The sequence below is a fragment of the Sinorhizobium sp. 22678 genome (genome assembly GCF_052044265.1).
In the GTDB taxonomy this organism is placed as follows: domain Bacteria; phylum Pseudomonadota; class Alphaproteobacteria; order Rhizobiales; family Rhizobiaceae; genus Sinorhizobium; species Sinorhizobium meliloti_A.
The window spans coordinates 67,359-88,516 of record NZ_JBQEMS010000011.1 but is presented as its reverse complement, the minus strand read 5'-3'; the positions used below and the strand labels follow the sequence as shown (position 1 = coordinate 88,516).

20 protein-coding genes are annotated in these 21,158 nt (G+C 62.5%); 6 read left to right on the top strand and 14 right to left on the bottom strand.

Features of this window, described 5'->3' with window-relative positions:
- From ACTJKL_RS17870 to ACTJKL_RS17820, 11 genes are all read right to left on the bottom strand, one after another.
- The gene (locus ACTJKL_RS17870; protein ID WP_440853441.1) at positions 1-2,277 is read right to left on the bottom strand and encodes a chemotaxis protein CheA; all 2,277 of its coding nucleotides are present in this window, start codon (positions 2,275-2,277) and stop codon (positions 1-3) included.
- Positions 2,278-2,297: 20 nt separating this feature from the next.
- Entirely contained in the window at positions 2,298-2,663 is a 366-nt protein-coding gene (locus tag ACTJKL_RS17865) for a response regulator (RefSeq protein ID WP_018094203.1), read from the bottom strand.
- 3 nt (positions 2,664-2,666) lie between these two features.
- Positions 2,667-2,960, bottom strand: coding sequence for an STAS domain-containing protein (locus ACTJKL_RS17860; protein WP_100669617.1), 294 nt, complete (start codon positions 2,958-2,960; stop codon positions 2,667-2,669).
- Between the two features lie 24 nt (positions 2,961-2,984).
- The gene (locus ACTJKL_RS17855; RefSeq protein WP_440853440.1) at positions 2,985-4,586 is read right to left on the bottom strand and encodes a globin-coupled sensor protein; all 1,602 of its coding nucleotides are present in this window, start codon (positions 4,584-4,586) and stop codon (positions 2,985-2,987) included.
- 704 nt (positions 4,587-5,290) lie between these two features.
- Complete coding sequence (locus ACTJKL_RS17850) at positions 5,291-6,679, bottom strand: FGGY-family carbohydrate kinase (RefSeq protein ID WP_440853439.1); 1,389 nt, start codon at positions 6,677-6,679, stop codon at positions 5,291-5,293.
- On the bottom strand, positions 6,676-6,990 hold the full coding sequence (gene rhaM, locus ACTJKL_RS17845) for an L-rhamnose mutarotase (protein ID WP_018094198.1): 315 nt from the start codon (positions 6,988-6,990) through the stop codon (positions 6,676-6,678). The genes ACTJKL_RS17850 and rhaM overlap by 4 nt, the downstream gene beginning before the upstream one ends.
- A gap of 10 nt (positions 6,991-7,000) precedes the next feature.
- Positions 7,001-8,005: an ABC transporter permease gene (locus ACTJKL_RS17840; RefSeq protein ID WP_018094197.1), complete on the bottom strand. Its 1,005-nt coding sequence runs from the start codon at positions 8,003-8,005 to the stop codon at positions 7,001-7,003.
- Complete coding sequence (locus ACTJKL_RS17835; RefSeq protein WP_018094196.1) at positions 8,005-8,985, bottom strand: ABC transporter permease; 981 nt, start codon at positions 8,983-8,985, stop codon at positions 8,005-8,007. The genes ACTJKL_RS17840 and ACTJKL_RS17835 overlap by 1 nt, the downstream gene beginning before the upstream one ends.
- Positions 8,982-10,493: a sugar ABC transporter ATP-binding protein gene (locus ACTJKL_RS17830; protein ID WP_437407846.1), complete on the bottom strand. Its 1,512-nt coding sequence runs from the start codon at positions 10,491-10,493 to the stop codon at positions 8,982-8,984. Before ACTJKL_RS17830 ends, ACTJKL_RS17835 begins: the two co-directional genes overlap by 4 nt.
- Before the next feature lie 234 nt (positions 10,494-10,727).
- Positions 10,728-11,717, bottom strand: coding sequence for a rhamnose ABC transporter substrate-binding protein (gene rhaS, locus ACTJKL_RS17825; RefSeq protein ID WP_440853438.1), 990 nt, complete (start codon positions 11,715-11,717; stop codon positions 10,728-10,730).
- A 114-nt stretch (positions 11,718-11,831) separates the two neighbouring features.
- Positions 11,832-12,644: a DeoR/GlpR family DNA-binding transcription regulator gene (locus ACTJKL_RS17820; protein WP_018094194.1), complete on the bottom strand. Its 813-nt coding sequence runs from the start codon at positions 12,642-12,644 to the stop codon at positions 11,832-11,834.
- Between the two features lie 201 nt (positions 12,645-12,845).
- Between ACTJKL_RS17820 and ACTJKL_RS17815 the strand changes: the two genes are divergently transcribed.
- The 6 genes from ACTJKL_RS17815 (at position 12,846) to ACTJKL_RS17790 (ending at position 18,009) form a co-directional block, all read left to right on the top strand.
- The gene (locus tag ACTJKL_RS17815) at positions 12,846-14,945 is read left to right on the top strand and encodes a bifunctional rhamnulose-1-phosphate aldolase/short-chain dehydrogenase (RefSeq protein ID WP_440853437.1); all 2,100 of its coding nucleotides are present in this window, start codon (positions 12,846-12,848) and stop codon (positions 14,943-14,945) included.
- Between the two features lie 13 nt (positions 14,946-14,958).
- Positions 14,959-16,251 (top strand): L-rhamnose catabolism isomerase, encoded by a 1,293-nt coding sequence (gene rhaI / locus ACTJKL_RS17810; RefSeq protein WP_275596788.1) that lies wholly within the window; start codon positions 14,959-14,961, stop codon positions 16,249-16,251.
- A 153-nt stretch (positions 16,252-16,404) separates the two neighbouring features.
- On the top strand, positions 16,405-16,659 hold the full coding sequence (locus ACTJKL_RS17805) for a GlsB/YeaQ/YmgE family stress response membrane protein (RefSeq protein WP_004435988.1): 255 nt from the start codon (positions 16,405-16,407) through the stop codon (positions 16,657-16,659).
- A gap of 70 nt (positions 16,660-16,729) precedes the next feature.
- A complete protein-coding gene (locus tag ACTJKL_RS17800; protein WP_018094191.1) occupies positions 16,730-16,918 on the top strand; it encodes a hypothetical protein in 189 nt (62 codons plus the stop codon).
- 78 nt (positions 16,919-16,996) lie between these two features.
- Complete coding sequence (locus ACTJKL_RS17795; protein ID WP_440853436.1) at positions 16,997-17,458, top strand: YbaK/EbsC family protein; 462 nt, start codon at positions 16,997-16,999, stop codon at positions 17,456-17,458.
- A 161-nt stretch (positions 17,459-17,619) separates the two neighbouring features.
- Positions 17,620-18,009 carry a DUF930 domain-containing protein gene (locus tag ACTJKL_RS17790; protein ID WP_018094189.1) on the top strand — a complete coding sequence of 130 codons (390 nt, stop codon included), beginning with the start codon at positions 17,620-17,622 and terminating at the stop codon, positions 18,007-18,009.
- A 283-nt stretch (positions 18,010-18,292) separates the two neighbouring features.
- On the opposite strand, the gene ACTJKL_RS17785 is transcribed toward ACTJKL_RS17790, so the two are convergent.
- From ACTJKL_RS17785 to ACTJKL_RS17775, 3 genes are all read right to left on the bottom strand, one after another.
- Positions 18,293-18,604 carry a hypothetical protein gene (locus tag ACTJKL_RS17785; protein WP_100669626.1) on the bottom strand — a complete coding sequence of 104 codons (312 nt, stop codon included), beginning with the start codon at positions 18,602-18,604 and terminating at the stop codon, positions 18,293-18,295.
- Positions 18,605-18,807: 203 nt separating this feature from the next.
- A complete protein-coding gene (locus ACTJKL_RS17780) occupies positions 18,808-19,890 on the bottom strand; it encodes a nucleotidyltransferase family protein (protein WP_275596790.1) in 1,083 nt (360 codons plus the stop codon).
- Positions 19,877-20,977 (bottom strand): serine kinase, encoded by a 1,101-nt coding sequence (locus tag ACTJKL_RS17775; RefSeq protein WP_440853435.1) that lies wholly within the window; start codon positions 20,975-20,977, stop codon positions 19,877-19,879. Before ACTJKL_RS17775 ends, ACTJKL_RS17780 begins: the two co-directional genes overlap by 14 nt.
- Positions 20,978-21,158: the final 181 nt, after the last annotated feature.

Here is a 21,158-nt window from a genome sequence, read left to right as displayed (position 1 = left end):
TTATCCGGCGGCAGCAAGAGACATTTCGGGTTTCAGGGATTGCCCGCGCGACGCAGCAACGATGGCGTCGACATCGAGGATGAGTGCCACGCGCCCGTCGCCGAGAATGGTGGCCGCGGCGATGCCGGGCACATGCGTGTAGTTGGCTTCGAGGCTCTTGATCACCACCTGGCGCTGGCCCTGGATGGCATCGACCATCAACGCGCGCTGGCCGCCGCCTTCGGATTCGACGAGAAGCGCCACACCTTCGACCGGGTTGGCCTGTGCCCCGCGAAAGTTAAGGATGCGGCCCACATCCACCAGCGGGCAGAAGGAGTCGCGGATCGAGATCAGCCGCTGGCTGGACCCGAAGCTGTGGATCGCGGAGGCCTCCGGCTGCAGCGTCTCGACGATTGCCGTCAGCGGCACGACGAGCGTCTGGTTGGCGACAGTCACCACCATGCCGTCGAGGACGGCGAGCGTCAGCGGCAGGCTCATGGTGAAGATCGAGCCCTGGCCCGGCTTCGAAGAGATGTTGATGCGGCCGCCGAGTGCCTGGATGGAGCGCTTGACGACATCCATGCCGACACCGCGGCCGGAAATGTCGGAGATCTTGTCGGCCGTGGAGAAACCCGCGTGGAAGATCAGGTTGTCGACCTCCTCGTCCGAAAGGTTTGCGTCCGCGGCAATGAGATCGTTGTCGATCGCCTTCTGGCGCACCTTCTCGCGATTGATGCCGGCGCCGTCGTCTGCAAGCTCGATGACGATGCGGCCGGAACGGTGCTTGGCCGTGAGCCGCACCGTTCCTTCCGGGTTCTTGCCCGCGGCAACCCGTTTTTCGGGCGTCTCGAGACCGTGATCGACCGCGTTGCGGATCATGTGCGTGAGCGGCTCGGCGAGCTTGTCGATGACCGTCTTGTCGACTTCCGTATTTTCACCCTCGGTGATGAGACGGACGGACTTGCCGGTCATGTCGGCGATTTCGCGGACGATGCGGGACATGCGCTGGAAGACCGGCTTGACCGGCTGCGCGCGGATCGCCATGACGCTGTCCTGGATTTCGCGCGTAAGCTGCTGCAGTTCCTCCAGGCCCATATTGATCGACGACGTGCCGTTGGTGTCGTTTTCGATCACGCTCTGCGACAGCATCGCCTGGTTGATGACGAGTTCCCCGACGAGATTGATCAGGCGGTCGACCCGATCGAGATCGACGCGAATGGTCGGGGTCGCGGCGGAAGCGGCCTGCTGGGCGGCAGCCTGTGCCGCCGATGCCGACTGGGAATTGCGGGCATTCTCCGGGGAGACGCGCGCCCTAGACTGCGCCATTTGCAGGACGTTGCTCGCCGTCTGCGCCGCCGCGACGGCCGCATTCCGGGGGTCGCCCTCGCTGGTGGCGGCCCGGTTCTCTTGCCCGGCAGGCGCCTGGGCTTCCTCATCGAGGATCGAAAGGTCGAAGGGGACGGGCTGCATCGGCAGGTCCTCGTCCATCCCGACCATACCGCCGGCAAGCGCGACGTCGAGGTCGCAATCCCACTCGGCGAATTCGAATACGGAGCGGATCGCCTCTTCGCCCTGGTCGGTCTTGAGCGAAACCTTCCAGGAGAAATAGGCGGCCTCCGGATTCATCCGGTCCAGCGGCGGCAGAGTGTCCATCTCGCAATGGATGCTCATTTCGCCGAGGCGCGAGAGATCGCGCAGGAGCAGCGTGGCGTCGTTGCCCTTGGAATAAAGATCCGACTTGGGCTTGAAGACGATCTCATAGGTGGACGGTTCGATCGTCGGCTCGTCGCCTGTCTCGAAATCGTCGAAGGAGAAGGCAACCGGCTGGAAGCCTTCCTCGTTGACGGCCGGAGCAGCAGGGGCAATGGCGGCCGGCGCCGCCTTCGGCGCGGATTCGGCGGCGGCTTGCGGCAATTCGCCGTTGGCGAGCGCTTCGAGTTCCTTGATCAGTTGCCGGCTGCGCGCCTCGTCGACGCCGCCGCCGTCACGGGCGGCGTTGGTGAGATCGGCAAGCACGTCCGCCGATCTCAGCATGACTTTCAGAACGTCCTGATTGGGTTCCAGCCTGTTGGATCGAACGCAATCGAGCGTCGTCTCGAACACATGTGCGAAGGAGACGAGATCGTCGAGCCCGAAGGCGCCGGCGCCACCCTTGATGGAATGGACCGCACGGAAAACGGCATTCACCGTTTCCGGATCGCGATCGCCGTCATTGAGCTTGAGGAGACCCGATTCCAGTTCCGCGAGTTGCTCCTCGCATTCCTGGAAGAAAATCTCTTTGATTTCGTTCATGTCCATTGGATGGCTGTCCCCGGAATTCAGGCCGTTACGCGCTCGATGGCATCGATCAGCTTGGTCGGGTCGAACGGTTTGACGATCCAGCCGGTGGCGCCCGCCTGCCGCGCACGGTTCTTCTTGTCCGCATCGCTCTCGGTGGTCAGCACGAGGATCGGCACCGCACGGTAGCGATCGTTCTTGCGCACACCCTCGATGAAGCCGAAGCCGTCGAGGCGCGGCATGTTGATGTCCGTTACGATCACGTCGGGGTTGGCCGTGTCGAGCTTCTCGAGGCCCTCGACGCCATCCTCCGCCTGGATCGTTTCGAATCCGGCATTGTTGAGGGTGACGAGAAGCATGTTCCGGATCGTCCGGGAATCGTCGACAGTCAGAACTCTCTTCTTCATTGCTCAAATCTCCTTTGCCATCAGGGGACCGATGTCCGCCCCGATGAGCTGTGTCGTCTTGATGAAAGCGTCGGACACCTCGGCAAAGGTGAAAGACAGGCGATCCGCTTCCCAGCTTCTCGCGGCGGCCATGAGCACCTGGACACAAAGCGCCCCGACGCGCTCGACGGCGGACGCGTCGATCGCCACGGCACCGCCTTTCAGTGCCAGGAGGCTTTCATGCAGCACCGTTGCCTCGTTCAGGTCCAATACCGGAGCGAGCTTCAGCGTGTTTCGTGCGGAGTTTCTGCTGGCCATTTTTCCCTCGCTTGACATGCCCTGCTAACGCCGCCATCCGGCCAGATGACGTTCGGAAGTGACTTCGACGAACGGTCTCGTGGTCTCGTCTTCCGGCGCGTCTATCCTCATCCGCGGGGCGAAGCTCGCGGCCGATCTCGCCTGACGGTCGAGATGAAAGCGGCGGACGGTCTCGCCCAGCTCCACGATGACACCGTGAAGATCGTCGGCCGACGCGAGTGCCGCGCCCCCGAGTGCGGCGCTTCGGTTCATCGCCCGCGCGATCCCGTCGATTTCCGATGTTGCGGAGGCAAGATCGCTCACCTGACATTCCGCCTCGCGGGCAATGCCGGTGACGGCCTCGTTTATGGAGATTACCTGTTCGGCGATGCTGCTGATCGCGTGCTGTGTCCGGCCGACGATCTCGACCCCGGCCACGACCTGGCCCTTGGTTCCGGTCACGAGTTGCTTGATCTCGCGCGCCGCTTCGCCGGAGCGTTGCGCGAGCGCACGCACCTCCTGCGCGACGACAGCGAAACCGCGGCCGCTTTCGCCCGCCCGTGCGGCCTCGATTCCTGCGTTGAGGGCCAGGAGATTGGTCTGGAAGGCGATCTCGTCGATCACGCCGATGATCTGACCAATCTTCTCGGCGGAAGCCTCGATGTCCGCCATGGCAGAGATCGCCTGACCGGCGATCTCGCCGCTGCGTTCCACGGCGATCCGCGTCTCACCTGCCTTGGTCTCGGTCTCGGCGATCCGGATCGATCCGGTGCGAATCCGCTCGGTTACGGTGCCGAGGCTCACGAGATGCTGGTCGATGGCTTTCGCTTCCGCGCCGGCATTGCCCGAGAATTCGGCGGCACTGCCGCGCAGCTCCGAGACGATGGCCTCGGCCGCCGTGGCGCGTTTGTCGGCCGCAAGCAGCGCATCCCTGATCTGGCCCAATGCCGTGTTGAGGCCCGCCACGATCGGCTGGTAGGCATCCGGCGCATCTTCCGGAAGACGCGCGGTCAGGTCGCCCTCCCCGATAGCCCGAAGAAAATCCGAGAAGAGTGTCTTCAACTCGCTTTCGTCGTCCCGGCGCTGCTCCGAAAGCTGCCGCTGGTGCTGCTGGCGCAGCGCGTTGAAACGCAGCGAGACTGCAATCTCCGTATCGACGAAGGCAGTGCGCACGAGAGCGGCGACGAGATCGCGGAGTTCTTTCCTGCGTGCCTTGCCGAGGGAGAGGATGGATTTCGGCCAGGCATCCTCGATCGCGCCGAGGATAAGGTGCTCGAGCACGATCGCATGACTTGCGATCTGCCAGCGCGGGTCGAGACCCATGCGGCTTTCGGTATCGGCGAGGACCTTTACGCGCTCCGCATAAAGTCCGTCGAAACGCGCATCTGTGAGCACGTTCCAGTGTGACGATTGAAGATCGTGCAGGCGGTCGATCTGGCGGTCGCTGTCGAAGTGCCGCGCCGCGTCGGGGCTCGCCTGCAGGCGGTGCGAGAGGGCGCGCAACGCCAGGTCGATGCGTGGCGAAAGAGCCTGGCGGTGATCGCGCAGCAGCGCGCAGGCATCCTCGTCGAGACCGGCAAAGCGCAGGCGTTCCAGCAGGCTGCCCGCCTGGCCCTTTCTCGCCTGTTCTGACGCTTCCTGTTTCACCCTGGTCCCCGGCTGCTGATACGTCCCGCATTCGAAATCTGCTGGGGAGGGTCGCCGCCGGCGGCCGGTCACGCCCACCCGATAGAGCAGCGCGCCCGGAAGCGCCCGCCATCGTCCGTCCCACAGTGATCTCAATGAAAGTGGATACCGGACCGAAACCGGTACGGCGGTGCGGCATCATGCCTTGAGGAGAAGTAGAGACTTCCTATTCCGACGTGTTGGACCATGTTTATGGTTAATTCCTTGCTTGAAAGTTAATGCCTCATGCCTCCTAACCGGAATCGCTAAAATTCAACCGGAGCTTTGCCGTCCGCTAGCGATGCAACGTTTTCTTTGAACGCAGCCACAGGTTTTCAATGATGAGAGTTTAGAATTGCGGATCTGCCTGCCGTTCAGTATCGAAGCATACAGCGTCATGCGTCTCCCATCGGACGGGCAGAGGTCGCTATAGCATTTGAAGTGCTGCATGTTCCTGGTGTCGGCTGCGATTCAGAACATGCAGGTGTGATGGCGCGAACTACGCGTTGAGTAGCATCTTCAGGCAATGGGCGGCATCATGACGGTGCGCCACGGGACGTGAACAATGATTGTTCTTGGAATAGGCGCCATCATCACCGCAACGCTCGCAATGGCAGCGATATCGATCGTCGTCAACCTTGAGTATGGCCGCGCAGCGAGCAGAACGTCCGTCTTCTGAAATTCCTTTACGGATCACTCCGGACATGCGCAGCAGTGCGCCGGCGCCATGTCTCGGCATAAGCCGCACAGGCGTCCGGATTTGCGGCCGGTATCGGCTCGGTCCCCGTCCTGACGCGGGCGCCCGCAACGAGGCAGGCGGCGCCGAGGCTCGTTCCCGTGCTGTTCAGCCTGTTGGCAAGCACCGGCCGGCCGGTGGCGGCGGCAAGCATCCTCAGATAGGCGTCGTTCGAGGCAAACGGCCCCTCGACCAGGATCTCGCCCCTTGCCCCGATCAGATCGAGGCAGGTCGCTGTCATCAGTGCAAGATGAAAAGAGACGACGGCGAGCCGTTCGGCGGGAGCGAGCTTGCCTTCGTCCGTCGTCCAGCAGGGGCGCGCAGCCGGAAACGGCCCCGAACCACCCGGCAGCGACGGCAGCAGCATATGCCCTTGTTCCAGGACACTGGCTTCGGCCTCGGGCGAGGCCGGCGGCGGATCGTCGCCGATCAGCAGGGAATAGGCGCGCCCGCCCATGAAGCGGGCCGAAGGCACCGGATCACCGAGTGCGTTGACGTTGATGAGCGTGTCGCGCCGCTCGTCGAGTTTCACGGGCTCGGCGCCGACGGCGAGCATCACCACCCAGGTTCCGGTCGAGACTACGGAGAACGGCGCCTGGCGCGTAATGAGATGCGGCAGCAGCGAGGCGTTCGAATCGTGAATGCCGCAGTGGACCGGCGTTTCCGGCGGCAGGCCCGTCTCATCGGCAACCTGCCGAAGCAGGGGACCAAGCACGTCGCCCGCCCTTCGCACCGGCGCGAAGAGAGAGCGCCAACCCTGCTCGTCGACCATCGACGAGAAGGTTACCGCCTTCGGATTCCAGAGATCGGTGTGGCAGCCGAGCGAGGTCAACTCGCTCGTCCTGACCCCCGTCAGCCGGTAGGACCAATATTGCGCATAGGTGAGGATCGTCGCGACGCGGGCGAAATGCTCCGGAAACATGCGCTGCTGCCAGAAGAGCTGAGCGCCGACATTGAGCCCCATCGGCAGGCGCGCCGAACCGGTCTCCGTGAAGAGAGGGCGCGCCTCCTCGTATTCCTCCGCGAGCGCATCCGGACCGGCGAATTCATAGTCCAGAACCGGCAAGGCGAGCTCGCCCGCTTCATCGAGCAGCACGGCGGTCGCGCCATGCGTGGTCACCGAAATCGCATCCACCGGGTGCTCGCCGTGAAGCGCGGCCAGACTGTCGAGAATGAAACGCCAGAGGCGCTCGGTGTCGAAATGCGGGTAAAGCCCGTCAGCGCTGACACCATTGCCGGCTTTGCGCACGGCGATTTCCTCGAAGCGCTCGAGATCGACGAGTGCGACCTTGGCGTTTGTCTTGCCGATATCGATGACGGCGACGGTTTTCATCATCATTTGAGGTGGAAGACGGTTTTGAGCGGCACGGCGACCGGCTCGTTGTCAGCGCGGGTCTCCATGATATCGGCCATATGGGCCCACCATTTACGCATCACCGGGTGCGACGGCAGATCGGCCATCCTGTGATCGTCCGAACGCCAGAGGACGCCGAAGAGCAGGCCGTTCTCCTCATCGAGGTGGATCGAATAATCGGAGACACCGGCGTCCTTCAGGAGTGTGACCAACTCCGGCCAGATCGCGTCGTGACGCGCCTGGTATTCGGCGGCCTTGCCGGGATGCAGTCGCATGCGGAAGGCGTATTTTTCCATGACTTGCATCTCAACGAACGGAACGGCGGCGGGCGCGCTGCCAGAGAATCGGCAGCGCGATCACCGAAATCAGGAGCAGGCCGATGAAGATCGACATGACGATGCCGGGCACGTTCAGGAGGCCGAAGCCGAAGGTGACCATGCCCATGATCAGCGCCGCCAGCACGACCCCGGGTATCGTGCCGGAGCCGCCGAGAATGTTGACGCCGCCGAGCACCACCATGGTCACGACCTCGAGCTCCCAGCCCAGCGCGATCGAGGGCCGTGTGGAGCCGAGCCGCGAGGTGAGGCAGACGGAGGCGAGCCCGGCCATAAGGCCGGTCAGCAGGAAGAGCGTGAACTTGACCCGCCCGACTCGCACGCCGGAAAAGAGTGCCGCCGTCTGGTTGTTGCCGATGGCATAGACGGCACGGCCGAAATTCGTCCTGTGCAGCAGGACTGCGTAAATGACGGCGAGTACGACGAAGAGCGTGAACTCGAAGGAGAAAACCCACCAGACATAACCTTGGCCGAACCAGGCGAAGCTCTCGGGATAGCCGGTAAAGGCCTGGTCTCCGAGCACGATGAAGGACAGGCCGCGAAACAGGCTCATGGTGCCGATCGTCACCACGATCGACGGCAGACCCAGGCCTGTGATCAGGAGCCCGTTGACGAGACCGCAGAGGAGACCGACGCCAAGGCCGGTCGCGACGAGCGCGGGTGTGCCGAACCCGAGTTGCACCGCATAGCCCATGGCTGTCGAGGCAAGGGCGATAATGGAAGCGACCGAGAGGTCGATCTCGCCGGAGATGATCACCAGCGCCATGGCGAAGGCGATCATCGCCTTTTCGGTGAAGTTGAACGTGGCGTCGGAGAGGTTCCACGGATCGAGGAAGTAGGGCGACGCCAGCGAATTGCCGAGGAAGATCACGGCGGCGACCACGAAGAGCAGCGCTTCCCAACTCTTCAGAAGGCGAGCGCCGCCTCCTTGCAGGCGATCGGGAATGTGGCGGGAAGAAATTTGCGCGTCCGCCATCAGACCGCCTCCGCTTTTTTGAGAATGACCCTGCCCTTGCGCCGCTCGGCGCGGGCGTTGACGGCGACCGCGATGATGATGACCGTTCCGGATATCGCCAGCTGTGCGAAGGGCGAGATATTGATGACCGGCAGGGCGTTCTTGATCACGCCGAGGAAGAGCGCTCCGAGGACGGCGCCCGCCACAGAGCCGATGCCGCCGGCAATCGAAATGCCGCCGATGACGCAGGCTGCGATGATGTCGAGCTCGAAGCCGGCCGCGATGTCCACATAGGCGACCGCATAGCGCGATACCCAGAGGTAGCCCGAGAGGCCCGCAAGCGCGCCCGAGAGGCAATAGGCGAAGAAACGCGTGCGTCCGACATCGATGCCCGTATAGACGGCTGCGTGCGGATTGCCGCCGACGGCGTAGAAGGCGCGTCCGAGCGGCGTGCGCCCCATGACCAGGAACATCAGCGCGACCATGACGAGCGAGAGCCAGGAAAGCACCGGCATGCCGGCCACATCCAGCCGCGGCAGCGCCTTGAAGGCGTCGCTCATCTCATGGGCATTGATCCACTTGCCGTTCGTCAGCACGAAGATCAGGCCGCGATAGATCGTCAGCGTCCCGAGCGTGACGACGATCGGGGGAATATCGAGCTTCCAGACCAACGCGCCGTTGATCGCCCCGAGAAAGCCGCCCAGCACCATGACGGCAACAAGGATGAGCGGTATCGGCAGGTCGGGAAAGGCGTTGTTCAACATGGCCGCGACCATGCCGCAGAGCGCCAGGTTGGCCGCCATCGACAAATCGATGCAGCGGGTGAGAATGACGGCCATCTGCCCCAGCGCCAGAATGACGAGGATAGAGGTGTCGCCATAGACGCGCGCAAGATTGGAAGGAGCCACGAAAGCCGGAAAGCGCAAGGCGATCAGGGCAAGCAGTACCGCAATCGCGACCACGAGCAGGATTTCTCGGTTCTTGAGAAGCCTGGCCATCATGCGGCCCTCCCATCGGCTTGCGTTTCGATGCCTGCTGCGGCGCGCACCAGCTTCTCGGCGGTCAGTTCCGATCGCTCGTATCTTCCGACGACGCGCCCCTCGCGCATGACGATGACGCGGTCCGACATCCCCATGATCTCGGGAATTTCCGAGGAAACCATGATGACGCTCAAGCCTTGCGCCGCAAGCTCGCTCATGAAGGCATGAACGGCGGCCTTGGAGCCGATATCGATGCCCTTGGTCGGCTCGTCGAGGACGATGACCTTCGGCCGGGTGGCGAGCCACTTGGCGATGACCACCTTCTGCTGGTTGCCGCCGGAAAGCGTGCCGACGTCCTGATCGAGCGCGGCGGCCCGCAGATCGAGGCGGGAGGTGTATTCGCGCGCCAGCGCGAATTCCTCGGCAAGCCGCAGGAAGCCCGAGCGCGAGGTCTGTGAAAGCGAGGGCAGCGTGACGTTCTGGAAGATCGGCATGCCGATGATCGCTCCCTGCCGTCCGCGCTCTTCCGGTACATAGACGATGCCGGCGCGGATCGCCTCCGCCGGGCTGCGGATGACCAGCACCTCGCCGTCAAGTTTCACGGCACCGGCGGACGGGCGGGTGATGCCGATCAGCGACTGCATGAATTCCGAACGCCCGGCGCCGACAAGGCCATAGAAACCGAGGATCTCGCCGCGCCTGAGTTCGAAGTTGATGTCCTCGAATTCGGTCGGGTGGCGATAACCGGAAACGGTAAGCACCGGCTGACCGATCGTCACCTCCTTCTTCGGATAGACGGAGCCGACGGCGCGGCCGACCATCATGCGGACGAGATCGTCCTGGCTGACGTCGGCGATCAGCCCTTCGCCGATCATCGCTCCGTCGCGAAAGACGGTGTAGCGGTCGGCGATGCGGAATATCTCATCGAATTTGTGGCTGATGAACAGGATGGCCTTGCCGTCGGCCTTGAGCCGCTCGATCAGTTCGTAGAGCTCGTGAATTTCCTTGTGCGACAGTGCGGCCGTCGGCTCGTCCATGATGACGACGCGCGCATCGACCGAGAGCGCCCGGGCGATCGCGACCAGATGCTTCTTGGCGATGCCGAGATCGCGCAGGCGGATGGTCGGGTCGAAATCGGCGCCCGCGCGGCGCAACAGGGCCTGAGCGTCGGCGTTGAGCTTCTTCCAGTCGATGAGACCGAACCGGTTGCGCGGAGCGTGGCCGAGAAAAATGTTTTCCGCGACGGAGAGCTCGTCGAAGAGCACCGTCTCCTGATGAATCGCCGTGACCCCGGCGCGGGACGCCGCAAGGGCGGTCGGAAAGGTGGTCTCCGTGTCGCCGAGCCGGATGCTGCCCGCATCGGGCTGATAGATGCCGGTCAGTATCTTGACGAGCGTCGACTTGCCGGCGCCGTTCTCGCCGACCAGCGCCGTCACCGAACCGGGATAGAGAGCGAGCGATACATCGGAAAGAGCGCGCACGCCCGGAAAGGACTTCGATATGCCCTCAAGCGCAATGGCGGGCTTCATCCGCGATGTGGTTGTGTCCTGCAACAAGAGTGGATCCACCAGTTCGGTCGTTTCAATTGGATGGCGGCCAGGTCCTCGATCGCATGAGGCTGCCCCTCATCCTGTCCCTATCCCTCTCCCCGCTCGCGGGGAGAGGGATAGGAGAAGATTGCCGCACGTCGCTTCTCCCCGTCAGAACGGGGAGAAGGTGGCCGGCAGGCCGGATGAGGGGCGGACGCCGCCTCCTCGTGACGATCAGAAGATCTTCGCGAATTCCTCGACGTTCGAGGCATCATAGACGAACGGGTCAGCCATGGCGCCTTCGTTGTTCTCGTCGAGCTTGACCGTGCCCATGCGGCCCATCTTGAGTTCCGCGCCGGGCTTGGCTTCGGCACCGTTGATGAGGTCGTAGGCGATCATCGTTGCCGAATAGCCGAGGTCGATCGGATTCCAGATGGCGAAGGACTTCGAGGCGCCGGACTTCACGTGTCCGGCCATTTCGGAGGGGAGGCCCAGACCGGTGACGTTGATCTGGCCGATCTTGCCGGTGTCGGTCACGGCTTGCGCCGCGGCGACGATACCGACGGAGGTCGGCGCTATGATGGCCTTCAGGTTCGGATGAGACTGGATGAGCCCTTGCGTTTCGCGATAGGACTTGTCGGCCAGGTCGTCGCCATAGACGGTGGCGACCACATTGATGCCCTTGTAGTTGCCCTGGACCTTCTTCATTTCGGCGATCCACGTATTCTGGTTGGTCGCCGTTGCGGAGGCCGAGAGCACTGCGACGTCGCCGCCTTCGGGCAGATTGTCGGCGGCGAGCTTGATGATCATATTGCCGATCAGCGGGCTCGAGGACGGGTTGAGATGCATCAGGCGGCCTTCCTTGGCCACACCCGAATCCCAGGAGATGACTTTGATGCCGCGGTCCATCGCCTTCTTCAGCGCGGGGACGAGCGCGTCCGTGTCGTTGGCAGAAACCGCGATCGCATCGACTTTCTGGGCGATCAGCGAGTTGATCACTTCGATCTGGCCTTCGGCCGTCGTCGAGGTCGGGCCGGTATAGATGATCTCGACGTCGCCGAGTTCCTTGGCCGCTTCCTGAGCGCCCTTGTTGGCCGCTTCGAAGAAGCCGATGCCCAATGCCTTGACGACAAGGGCGATCTTCTTGTTCTCCGCATGAGCGGCGTTTGCCATCAGCGCCACGGCGACGGCGGCCGTCACCATCAATGATTTTAGGACTTTCATCGTTTTTCTCTCCTCCCATGGGCCCGCATCCGGAGTGGCTGCGTCTTCCTGCCCGAACAATCATTTCCCGATCTTCACCCGGAAGCTCGGGACATCAGCTCCTCTCCCCATGCTTCATGCGGGTGTCGAAGCCTTTTCGGCGTCGGCCTTGGCGCTCTGAGCGGCGACGATCAGGCTGACGCCGGCATTTTCAAGCATCGAGGCATGTCTGTCCTCGATACCCGAATCGGTAATGACGGTGGCGATGCGCTTGAGACCGCACAGAATGAGACTCGATCGCCTGTGAAATTTCGAGGAATCGACGAGCACGACGAGGTCGTCGGCCTGGTCGATCAGCTTCTGCTCAGCCTGGATCAGCAGCGGATCGGCCTCCATCAGCCCGAGAGGCCCCAGCCCCTGCGCCCCCATGAACATGCGCCGCGCATAGAAGTTGCGCGTCACGTCGTTCTCGAAGGGGCTCAATATGATGTTCTGCTCGCGATAGATCGTCCCGCCCGACAGCATGACGGTGTTCTTGGAATGCTTGAGCAGGTGCTCGGCGATCGGGAAGGAATTGGTGAAGACCTGCATCCGGCGATTGGCGAGGAAATGCACCATCTGAAAGGTCGTGGTGCCGCCGTTGATGATGATCGGTTCGCCGTCCTGACAGAGCGCCACCGCTTCCCGGGCGATCGCCTGCTTCTCCCGCGCATGCAGGCCTTCGTTCACCCGGAAGGGGCGGCCGGCAAGGCCTACGAACTGCGGAGGGTTGATCGCTTCGGCACCGCCCCTGACACGGCGCAGCCGCTTTTGCACATGCAGTGCCGCGATGTCGCGGCGGATCGTCGCCTCCGAACTGCCGGTGAGATCGACCAGTTCAGGCACCGTTGCGACCGGCTTTTCCTGCACCGCCGACAGGATGATCCTGTGTCTCTCTTTCTCGTGCATGCGCTCCTCCGATGCTCCGCATGCTTCCATCCCTTCCGAGCATTGTCAATCACAACCAATCATGTTTTTTCATTGTGCGGCGCATCATGAAAGTTTTTGATCGTTTTTGATTGACATCGGCGTAATCACCGTGTGATCTGGTGCCAATCATAGGGCCGCGGTTCCAAGTTGCGGCAGCCAGATCAGCGGGAGGAGTTCGACATGCTCGACAAGCACCAGGGCGCGCGCCTTGCCAATCTTTGGGATGAGGGCAAGGCGGCAGGAATGACCGAGCCGGAAAAGCTCCTCTACCGCTCGAACCTCCTCGGATCGGACAAGCGGATCACCAATTACGGCGGCGGCAATACCTCCGCCAAGGTCATGGAAAAAGACCCGCTGACCGGCGAAATGGTCGAGGTCCTCTGGGTCAAGGGCTCCGGCGGCGACGTCGGCACGATCAAGATGGACGGCTTCTCCACCCTCTATATGTACAAGCTCCGCGCGCTGAAGGGCATTTATCGCGGCGTCGAATTCGAAGACGAGATGGTCGGCTACCTGCCGCACTGCACTTTCAACCTCAACCCCCGCGCCGCCTCGATCGACACGCCGCTGCACGCCTATGTTCCGAAGCCGCATGTCGATCACATGCATCCGGATGCTATCATCGCCATCGCCGCCTCGAAGAACAGCAGGGAACTGACGAGCAGGATCTTCGGCGACGAGATCGGCTGGCTGCCGTGGAAACGGCCCGGCTACGAGCTCGGGCTCTGGCTTGAAAAGTTCTGCCAGGAAAACCCGGATGCGCGCGGCGTCGTGCTCGAAAGCCACGGCCTCTTCACCTGGGGCGACACGGCGAAGGAGGCCTACGAGACGACGATCGAGATCATCAACCGCGCCATCGCCTGGTTCGAGACCGAGAACACGGGTCCCGCCTTCGGCGGTCAGTCCAAACCGGTGCTCGCCGCCGCCGATCGCGCCGCGATCGCCAAGAAACTGATGCCGGTGATCCGCGGTCTCATCAGCGCGGGGGAAAGCAAGGTCGGTCATTTCGACGACAGTCAGGCGGTGCTCGATTTCGTGACCTCGACCAGCCTCGAGCCGCTGGCGGCGCTTGGCACAAGCTGCCCCGACCACTTTCTTCGCACCAAGATCCGACCGCTGGTCGTCGATTTCGACCCGACGCAGCCGGATGCCGGAAAAACCCTTGCGGGCCTGCCCGAGGCGATCGCCACCTATCGCGCCGACTACGCAGCCTATTACGAGCGCTGCAAGCGCGCCGACAGCCCGGCCATGCGCGATCCGAACGCGGTCGTCTATCTGGTGCCCGGCGTCGGCATGATCACCTTCGCCAAGGACAAGGCGACGGCGCGCATCTCGGCCGAGTTTTACGTCAATGCGATCAATGTGATGCGCGGCGCGTCCGGCGTGTCGACCTATGTCGGGCTGCCGGAGCAGGAAGCTTTCGATATCGAATACTGGCTGCTCGAAGAAGCCAAGCTGCAGCGCATGCCGAAGCCGAAGAGCCTGGCCGGGCGCATCGCGCTCGTCACCGGCGGCGCCGGCGGCATCGGCAAGGCGACGGCCAACCGGCTGATGCAGGAGGGCGCCTGCGTGGTACTTGCCGATATCGACGAGACGGCGCTCGAAGCGGCTCAGACCGAGCTTTCCACCCGCTACGGCAAGGACTTCGTCCGCTCCGTCAACATGAACGTCACGAGCGAGGCGGCCGTCGAATCGGGCTTCGGCGACGCGCTCCTCGCCTTCGGCGGCCTCGATATTCTCGTTTCCAATGCCGGCCTCGCCACTTCGGCGGCGGTGGAGGACACGACGCTGGGGCTCTGGAACAAGAACATGGACATTCTCGCGACCGGCTACTTCCTGGTCTCGCGCGAGGCTTTCCGCATCTTCCGCAACCAGAAGGCCGGCGGCAATGTCGTTTTCGTCGCCTCCAAGAACGGGCTTGCGGCATCGCCCGGGGCGTCGGCCTATTGCACGGCCAAGGCGGCCGAGATCCATCTCGCCCGCTGCCTGGCGCTCGAGGGAGCGTCGGCGCAGATCCGCGTGAACGTGGTCAATCCCGACGCGGTTCTGCGCGGCTCCAAGATCTGGACGGGCGAATGGAAGGAGCAGCGCGCAGCTGCCTACAAGATGGACGTCGACGAGCTGGAGGCGCATTACCGCGAACGCTCGATGCTGAAGCTCAGCGTCTTCCCGGAAGATATCGCCGAGGCGATCTACTTCCTGGCTTCCGACATGTCGGCGAAATCCACCGGCAATATCGTCAATGTCGACGCGGGCAATGCCCAGTCCTTCACCCGCTGACCGGGAGGCACCGATGACCCTGATGATCAGCACATCCGTCCTCGATTTAGAGAATGCAAGCCGCCGGGACGGTCTCACGCGCGACTACGAAAGCCTGGGCGAGCGGCTCGCCCGCCGCGGCATCGATATCGATGCGGTAAAGGCCAAGGTCGCGGCCTACGGCGTTGCCGTCCCCTCCTGGGGCGTCGGCACCGGCGGCACGCGCTTTGCCCGCTTCCCGGGCGCCGGCGAGCCGCGCAATATCTTCGACAAGCTTGAAGACTGCGCCGTCATCCAGCAATTGACGCGGGCGACGCCGGCCGTGTCGCTCCATATCCCCTGGGACAAGGTCTCCGATCTTGGGGCCCTGAAGGAGAAGGGCACGGCGCTCGGCTTGAGCTTCGACGCGATGAACTCGAACACCTTCTCGGACGCGCCCGCTCAGGCGCATTCCTACAAGTTCGGCTCCCTCTCCCACACCGATCCCGCGACCCGACGCCAGGCGATCGAGCATAATCTCGAATGCGTCGAGATCGGCAAGGCGCTCGGCTCCAAGGCACTGACCGTCTGGATCGGCGACGGCTCCAACTTCCCCGGCCAGAGCAATTTCACCCGGGCGTTCGAACGCTATCTCGACTCGATGAAGGCGGTTTACGCGGCGCTTCCGGATGATTGGCGCATCTTCACCGAGCACAAGATGTTCGAACCGGCCTTCTATTCGACCGTCGTGCAGGATTGGGGCACGAACTACCTGATCGCACAGGAACTCGGGCCCAAAGCCTTCTGCCTCGTCGACCTCGGGCACCACGCACCGAACGTCAACATCGAGATGATCGTCGCCCGGCTGATCCAGTTCAAGAAGCTCGGGGGCTTCCATTTCAACGATTCGAAATACGGCGACGACGATCTCGACACCGGATCGATCGACCCCTACCGCCTGTTCCTCGTTTTCAACGAGCTCGTCGATGCGGAGACACGCGCCGCGCACGGTTTCGATCCGGCCCATATGCTCGACCAGAGCCATAACGTGACGGATCCGATCGAAAGCCTGATGACGAGCGCCATGGAGGTCGGCCGTGCCTATGCCCAGGCGCTGATCGTCGACCGTAACGCACTTGCAGGCTATCAGGAGGAGAACGATGCGCTGATGGCATCAGAAACACTGAAGACTGCCTTCCGGACCGACGTCGAGCCCATCCTCGCCATGGCCCGTCTGGAAAATGGCGGCGCCATTGCGCCGGTTTCCGCCTACCGGGCAAGCGGCTACCGCGCCAGGGTGGCAGCCGAGCGTCCTGCAGTCGCCGGCGGCGGCGGCGGCATCGTCTGAACCGCGCCGCAGCAACTTCTCCCTGCCAGAACGGGAGAAAGTCGCGGCGGCGGCGAAGAAGGCATTCCCCGCCGTCAAAAATACGACGCGCGACTTCTATCGCATTCGAAAACATGGTTTATCCTCTCCTCAGATACAACGAGAGGGTGATTCATGGGCATTGAAAGCATTCTGGTATTCCTGATCGTCGGCGCAGTTGCAGGCTGGCTTGCCGGTTTGATCGTCAGCGGAGGCGGCTTCGGTCTGCTCGGGAATATCGTGATCGGCATCGTCGGCGCCTTCATCGCCGGCCTTCTCTTCCCGGCCATCGGGATCAGCATCGGCACCGGCATCTTTTCTGCCATTATTCACTCGACGATCGGGGCCGTGATCCTTTTGGTGCTGATTCGCGTCGTCAAACAAGCCTGATCCGCGTTACCCCCATACGGTCCGCGCCAAACGCGGACCGGCCATCGCAAGCCAACGAGCGGAGGCGAAAATGACCGAACTCTACGCGGAAAAGATCGAGGACGCACTCAAGTCCTACATCGCGGACCACCCCGGCACCCTGACGCGCGAACAGGCGATCTCCACCATCCTCGAAACCTGGTTCGCAAGCAACGGCTACCTGCCGTCGCAGCAGGAAGGGATGCGTCCCGAAGATCTCGATGCTTCGAACGACGACTGAAATGTGCCGCGCCTGAACGGCGGTTTTTAGCCCTGTGCGGCGCCGACGCCAATTTGATCCAAACTACAGATTGCCGAAATGAGCCTCGCTTCCGTCAAACAGTTCTTTTCCCGGAACGCACCGGACATCGACGTCATCGAGCTGGAGCAGAGCACCGCCACCGTGGCGCTCGCGGCAGAAGGCCATGGCATCGAACCGGCGCAGATAGCCAAGACGCTCGCGCTCCGGGTCGGCGACGAAATCATCCTGATCGTCACGCGCGGCGATGCGCGCCTCGACAACAAGAAATACAAGGCGCGGTTTGGAACCAAGGCGCGCATGCTCGGCTTCGACGAGGTCGAGACGGAAACGGGCCATCCGGTCGGCGGGGTCTGCCCTTTCGGGCTCGCCAAGCCCCACAGCGTCTATTGTGACGAGTCTCTCAAGGCTTTCGACGTGGTCGTGCCCGCAGCTGGTGCGACCAACGCCGCCGTCCATATCAGCCCGGAGCGGATGGCCGAGCTGACCGGTGCAAAATGGATCGACGTCTCGGCGGTGTAGCGTCTACATGCCGCGGCACGCAGTGGTCTTGGGCAGTGGTCTTGGGCAGCGGCCTTGGAATGGCCACATAGTTTAACTGAATGCTGACAACTCCCCCACCCCGCGAGGCAGGCCGATGAGTCGGAATGCCACCGCGTTGTAGATCTGGAGCGGTACGGAGAATGAAATCACGCGCATGCGCCCTCGCCCTCGCCACATTGGCGGCATGCCCAACGCAAGCGATGGACCGGTCCCTCGTCCGGCAATTCGAGAAGCTCGATCCCCAGACGCGGCTGGAGCAGCGTTGCGACACGGAAGCGATGGAGCGGATCGGCGCCGACAAGAACCGGTTCAAACCGGACAAGGTCATCGCCTATACCTTCGCCGATCCCGTCATGAAAGGCGACAGGATGAAGGCGACGGGCGCGGTATTCCGAAGCAAGGGCGACTGGTACAAACTGGCATTCAGGTGCAAAACGGATTCCGAGCACCTTGAGGTGCTGTCCTTCGAATACAAGATCGGAGAACGTGTGCCGCGGGAGAACTGGGACCAGCTCTATCTTTATCCCTAGGAGAGCCGCACAGTCATCGCGATCTAGACGATCGCCATCAGGAACACCAGGGACCCGAGCGACAGTGCGGCGATGATGCTCATCAGCACCTTCATCATGTGTTCCGTCATTTCGTACATCCTACCCAGCTCCTCAGGAAGACGAATGCCGCACCTGCGCCGGATCGACGGGCCAGCCGGCCCGTGATCATCGGCGTCAAGAATTTTGTAAGAAATTGGTTAACAAATCACCTTCATTGGCGTGATCCGGCTTGCTCCGGCCCACGACCCGCATTGGCGAGCGATTAACGCAAGACCCCGCCTGACTTCGAACCGCCCTGCGACTGCCCGGCTCCCGGGCCGCCCTGCGACACGCCGCCGCCATGCGAGCTACCGGGATTTGTTCCGTCCGGTCCGTTGCCGTAGCCATTGTTGCCCTTCGGGCCGCCACCGCCGCCGCCACCCGACTTGGCAATTGCATTCGATGTAAGGCTGGTCGAAAGCAGCATGGTGACGGCGGGTGGCGTCACCACCGCGAAGCGCCCACAATTCTTCAGAAATTCACGTCGGTCTTCGTCGCTGCGCGACGGCAGTCCGTTTGGCATTTCGGAACTCATGGAACCTCCCCCTGTTCGTTGACTATTTCGCCGAATTTACAGTAAAATTTTGCTGGACAATAGTGTTACATTTGGGTGCTTCCCGCAATATAGAATACTATATAATCAATTATAATTAGCCATATATAGCTACAAAGATTTATTCTGGTGTACACTCAAGACCGTTACAGGAAATCGGCACCCTTCAGCCATCAATATCCACTCTAGATCTTTCCGGACGGTCTCGACCGAAAGATGCGTCGGAGCTCGCGGAGTTTCCGCTTGGCCTCCTGGCGCCGCGACGGGTATGACTCACCGCCGTACCGGTCCCAGGACGGGTAGTGGGCGATCTCGGTCAGGAGCGTGAAAACGGTGAAGGGGACGAAGAGATAATCCCTTCCAAGCTGGACGCGTCTGCGTTGCAATTGAAGCCGCGGCAGCTTCCCGGCGGACAAAGCGGACGCCACACCCATCCCGAACAGCATGTCGGCTGTCAGAATCTGCGTCTCGACCGCATGTCTTTCGTACCCTCTGGCGAAAAGCGACATCAGCTGCGCCCAGTCGACGCTGTCCGAAGCTGCGAGCTTCGACAGATCGAGAAGGTGTCGTAGATCGATCAGGCCGCGCCAGTAGTCGCCATCCTGGAACTGATCATGCAAGATCAGGAAGACGATCTGGGCAAAGGGCGACGGAATGCGAACGTCTCCGCCATCGAGAACGATCCTGCGGCTGTGCCCATACAGCCATTCGATGTCGCTGAAGGAGGCCGGCCCTTTAGGCCGGCATTGAAGATCGATGCTCCCTGCATCCGTCGGCCGCTCCAGGACTGCGGGCAGATGGAATTTGGGGTTTCCCGGCCATGAGCCGCTGCCGGCGGCAAGGCGGATCTCGTAACCGATGTCCTGCAGTGCTCCAATCGATGAAGCCATGTCGGCGGGGCGGACGAGAATATCGAGGTCGGTCAGCATCCGCGCCCCGATCTCGTCCGGCTTCTGTGCAACCAGGATTGCCGCACCCTTCATGAGGACCGGCTCCACGCCGATGCGGTCGAGGCATTGAACCGCCTCGGTCAGTTGCGCCAACAGTCTCCTGTTGCGCTCCGCGTTCCTGTCGTAAATCAGAGAGAGGTAGCGATGGACATCCTCGGGCACGTCCACCGCATATTTCCTCGCCGCGAGAGCGAGCGAGGATATCGTCAGGCTATCATTCGCAAGCGCGATGACGTGCTCCCAGTCCACGTCAGCCGGAGGCTTGCCGTTGAGGCAGGATGTGAGCGCAAGAAGGTTTCGGTAGCTACGTCCCGTCATGGTGCCTGCTCAGTATTTCTACGGCCTCGTCCAGCCGCATATAGGAAAGCTCGACGGCACTGGCGCCGCGAATGGCGTTCAGCAGGGCGTCGAACTGCGACAGATCGAGGCGCCGTGTCGGCGTAAAGGCGCCGAGAAACAGTTCCGACAGAACCCGCGCCGGTTCGACCGCGGCAAGCTCCGTCCGGCCTTTGCGCCGGCGCAGCAGCACGATGGTGCCAAGCGGCACTGCATCGTCAGACGCAAAGGGGATCGACGCCAGGTAGCGGACATATCGATTGTCGAGGCGGCGATGAACCGGCGCCGCTTCGATCGTGCCGCGCATGCCTTCGAGGAGACCCCATGAGCCGCGCTTCAGAGCAGGGGCGAAGGGAACGCCCCGCAGCAGGCCGTCCGGCCTCATCAGCGCGATATCGTCGCCGCCGCAGGCAAAGCCTGCTTCGAGGAGCGCGAGCGCGAGCGTCGACTTGCCCGCGCCCGGCGCGCCGCAAATCAGAAGCCCCTTCCCGCTCTTCACCAGGAGCGCGGCATGAAGCGCCACCTTCGTGCCGAGGCTTGCAAGCACATCCTCCGTCAGCAACGCTTTCAGCGCCGGCACCGCTTCGTTGGCCGCGATGATCATGCCGGGGGAACGGTTGCGGCTGACGCACACGCGGTTGCCGAACTTCGCCACCGCATAGGAGACCGACGGCTTCAGGCCCTCTGACGCCTGATGATCGAATACGGGCAGGATGAGATCGAGGAGGCCCCTATCGTGATATGCTATCGAGACGGCGGCTCCATGCATGTCCAGCACATGCGTGTGTATCGGCGCCCCGTCCTCGGCGTCGAAGGCAATCTCCAGCAGACCCTCGCGGGACATATAAAGGAGATAATCCCGCACCGATTTTCGCGCTTCGGCCCGGCCGGCGCCGCGTGCCACGAGATCGGCCTCCAGCCGGCGCTGCGACATGGGTTCGGCGAGAAGGCAGGTGAGATACGCGGTAAGGTCGTCAACCTCAAAAATCTGCTGCGACGCTTCGACGAAAATCGTCTTGCGCTGTCCGAGCAGAAAAAATCGTGCCCCGTCGGAGACGCGGAATTTCATTCCAACCCCCTCGCGCTGCCGCGTGCCTCGGCATGTTTTCGTATTTGTGGTCGAAAATTCGCGATCCCGCCAGCCCCGACGCGGCGGCCACGGCAGAGGATTCAATGGGATACTGCTAAAGATACATCGTTCGGCAGCGAAAATAAGCAGCTCGAGTTAAGGCCGCGGATGAAGTGCCGTG

Coding starts and splice junctions, on each gene's coding strand:
- rhaI (WP_275596788.1), top strand. CDS start 14,959: ATGACCCTGATGATCAGCACATCCGTCCTCGATTTAGAGAATGCAAGC.
- ACTJKL_RS17870 (WP_440853441.1), bottom strand. CDS start 2,277: ATGGACATGAACGAAATCAAAGAGATTTTCTTCCAGGAATGCGAGGAG.
- ACTJKL_RS17820 (WP_018094194.1), bottom strand. CDS start 12,644: ATGCACGAGAAAGAGAGACACAGGATCATCCTGTCGGCGGTGCAGGAA.
- ACTJKL_RS17865 (WP_018094203.1), bottom strand. CDS start 2,663: ATGAAGAAGAGAGTTCTGACTGTCGACGATTCCCGGACGATCCGGAAC.
- ACTJKL_RS17830 (WP_437407846.1), bottom strand. CDS start 10,493: ATGAAGCCCGCCATTGCGCTTGAGGGCATATCGAAGTCCTTTCCGGGC.
- rhaS (WP_440853438.1), bottom strand. CDS start 11,717: ATGAAAGTCCTAAAATCATTGATGGTGACGGCCGCCGTCGCCGTGGCG.
- ACTJKL_RS17860 (WP_100669617.1), bottom strand. CDS start 2,960: ATGGCCAGCAGAAACTCCGCACGAAACACGCTGAAGCTCGCTCCGGTA.
- ACTJKL_RS17850 (WP_440853439.1), bottom strand. CDS start 6,679: ATGATGATGAAAACCGTCGCCGTCATCGATATCGGCAAGACAAACGCC.
- ACTJKL_RS17805 (WP_004435988.1), top strand. CDS start 16,405: ATGGGCATTGAAAGCATTCTGGTATTCCTGATCGTCGGCGCAGTTGCA.
- ACTJKL_RS17775 (WP_440853435.1), bottom strand. CDS start 20,977: ATGAAATTCCGCGTCTCCGACGGGGCACGATTTTTTCTGCTCGGACAG.
- ACTJKL_RS17840 (WP_018094197.1), bottom strand. CDS start 8,005: ATGGCGGACGCGCAAATTTCTTCCCGCCACATTCCCGATCGCCTGCAA.
- ACTJKL_RS17790 (WP_018094189.1), top strand. CDS start 17,620: ATGAAATCACGCGCATGCGCCCTCGCCCTCGCCACATTGGCGGCATGC.
- ACTJKL_RS17815 (WP_440853437.1), top strand. CDS start 12,846: ATGCTCGACAAGCACCAGGGCGCGCGCCTTGCCAATCTTTGGGATGAG.
- ACTJKL_RS17795 (WP_440853436.1), top strand. CDS start 16,997: ATGAGCCTCGCTTCCGTCAAACAGTTCTTTTCCCGGAACGCACCGGAC.
- ACTJKL_RS17835 (WP_018094196.1), bottom strand. CDS start 8,985: ATGATGGCCAGGCTTCTCAAGAACCGAGAAATCCTGCTCGTGGTCGCG.
- ACTJKL_RS17800 (WP_018094191.1), top strand. CDS start 16,730: ATGACCGAACTCTACGCGGAAAAGATCGAGGACGCACTCAAGTCCTAC.
- rhaM (WP_018094198.1), bottom strand. CDS start 6,990: ATGGAAAAATACGCCTTCCGCATGCGACTGCATCCCGGCAAGGCCGCC.
- ACTJKL_RS17780 (WP_275596790.1), bottom strand. CDS start 19,890: ATGACGGGACGTAGCTACCGAAACCTTCTTGCGCTCACATCCTGCCTC.
- ACTJKL_RS17785 (WP_100669626.1), bottom strand. CDS start 18,604: ATGAGTTCCGAAATGCCAAACGGACTGCCGTCGCGCAGCGACGAAGAC.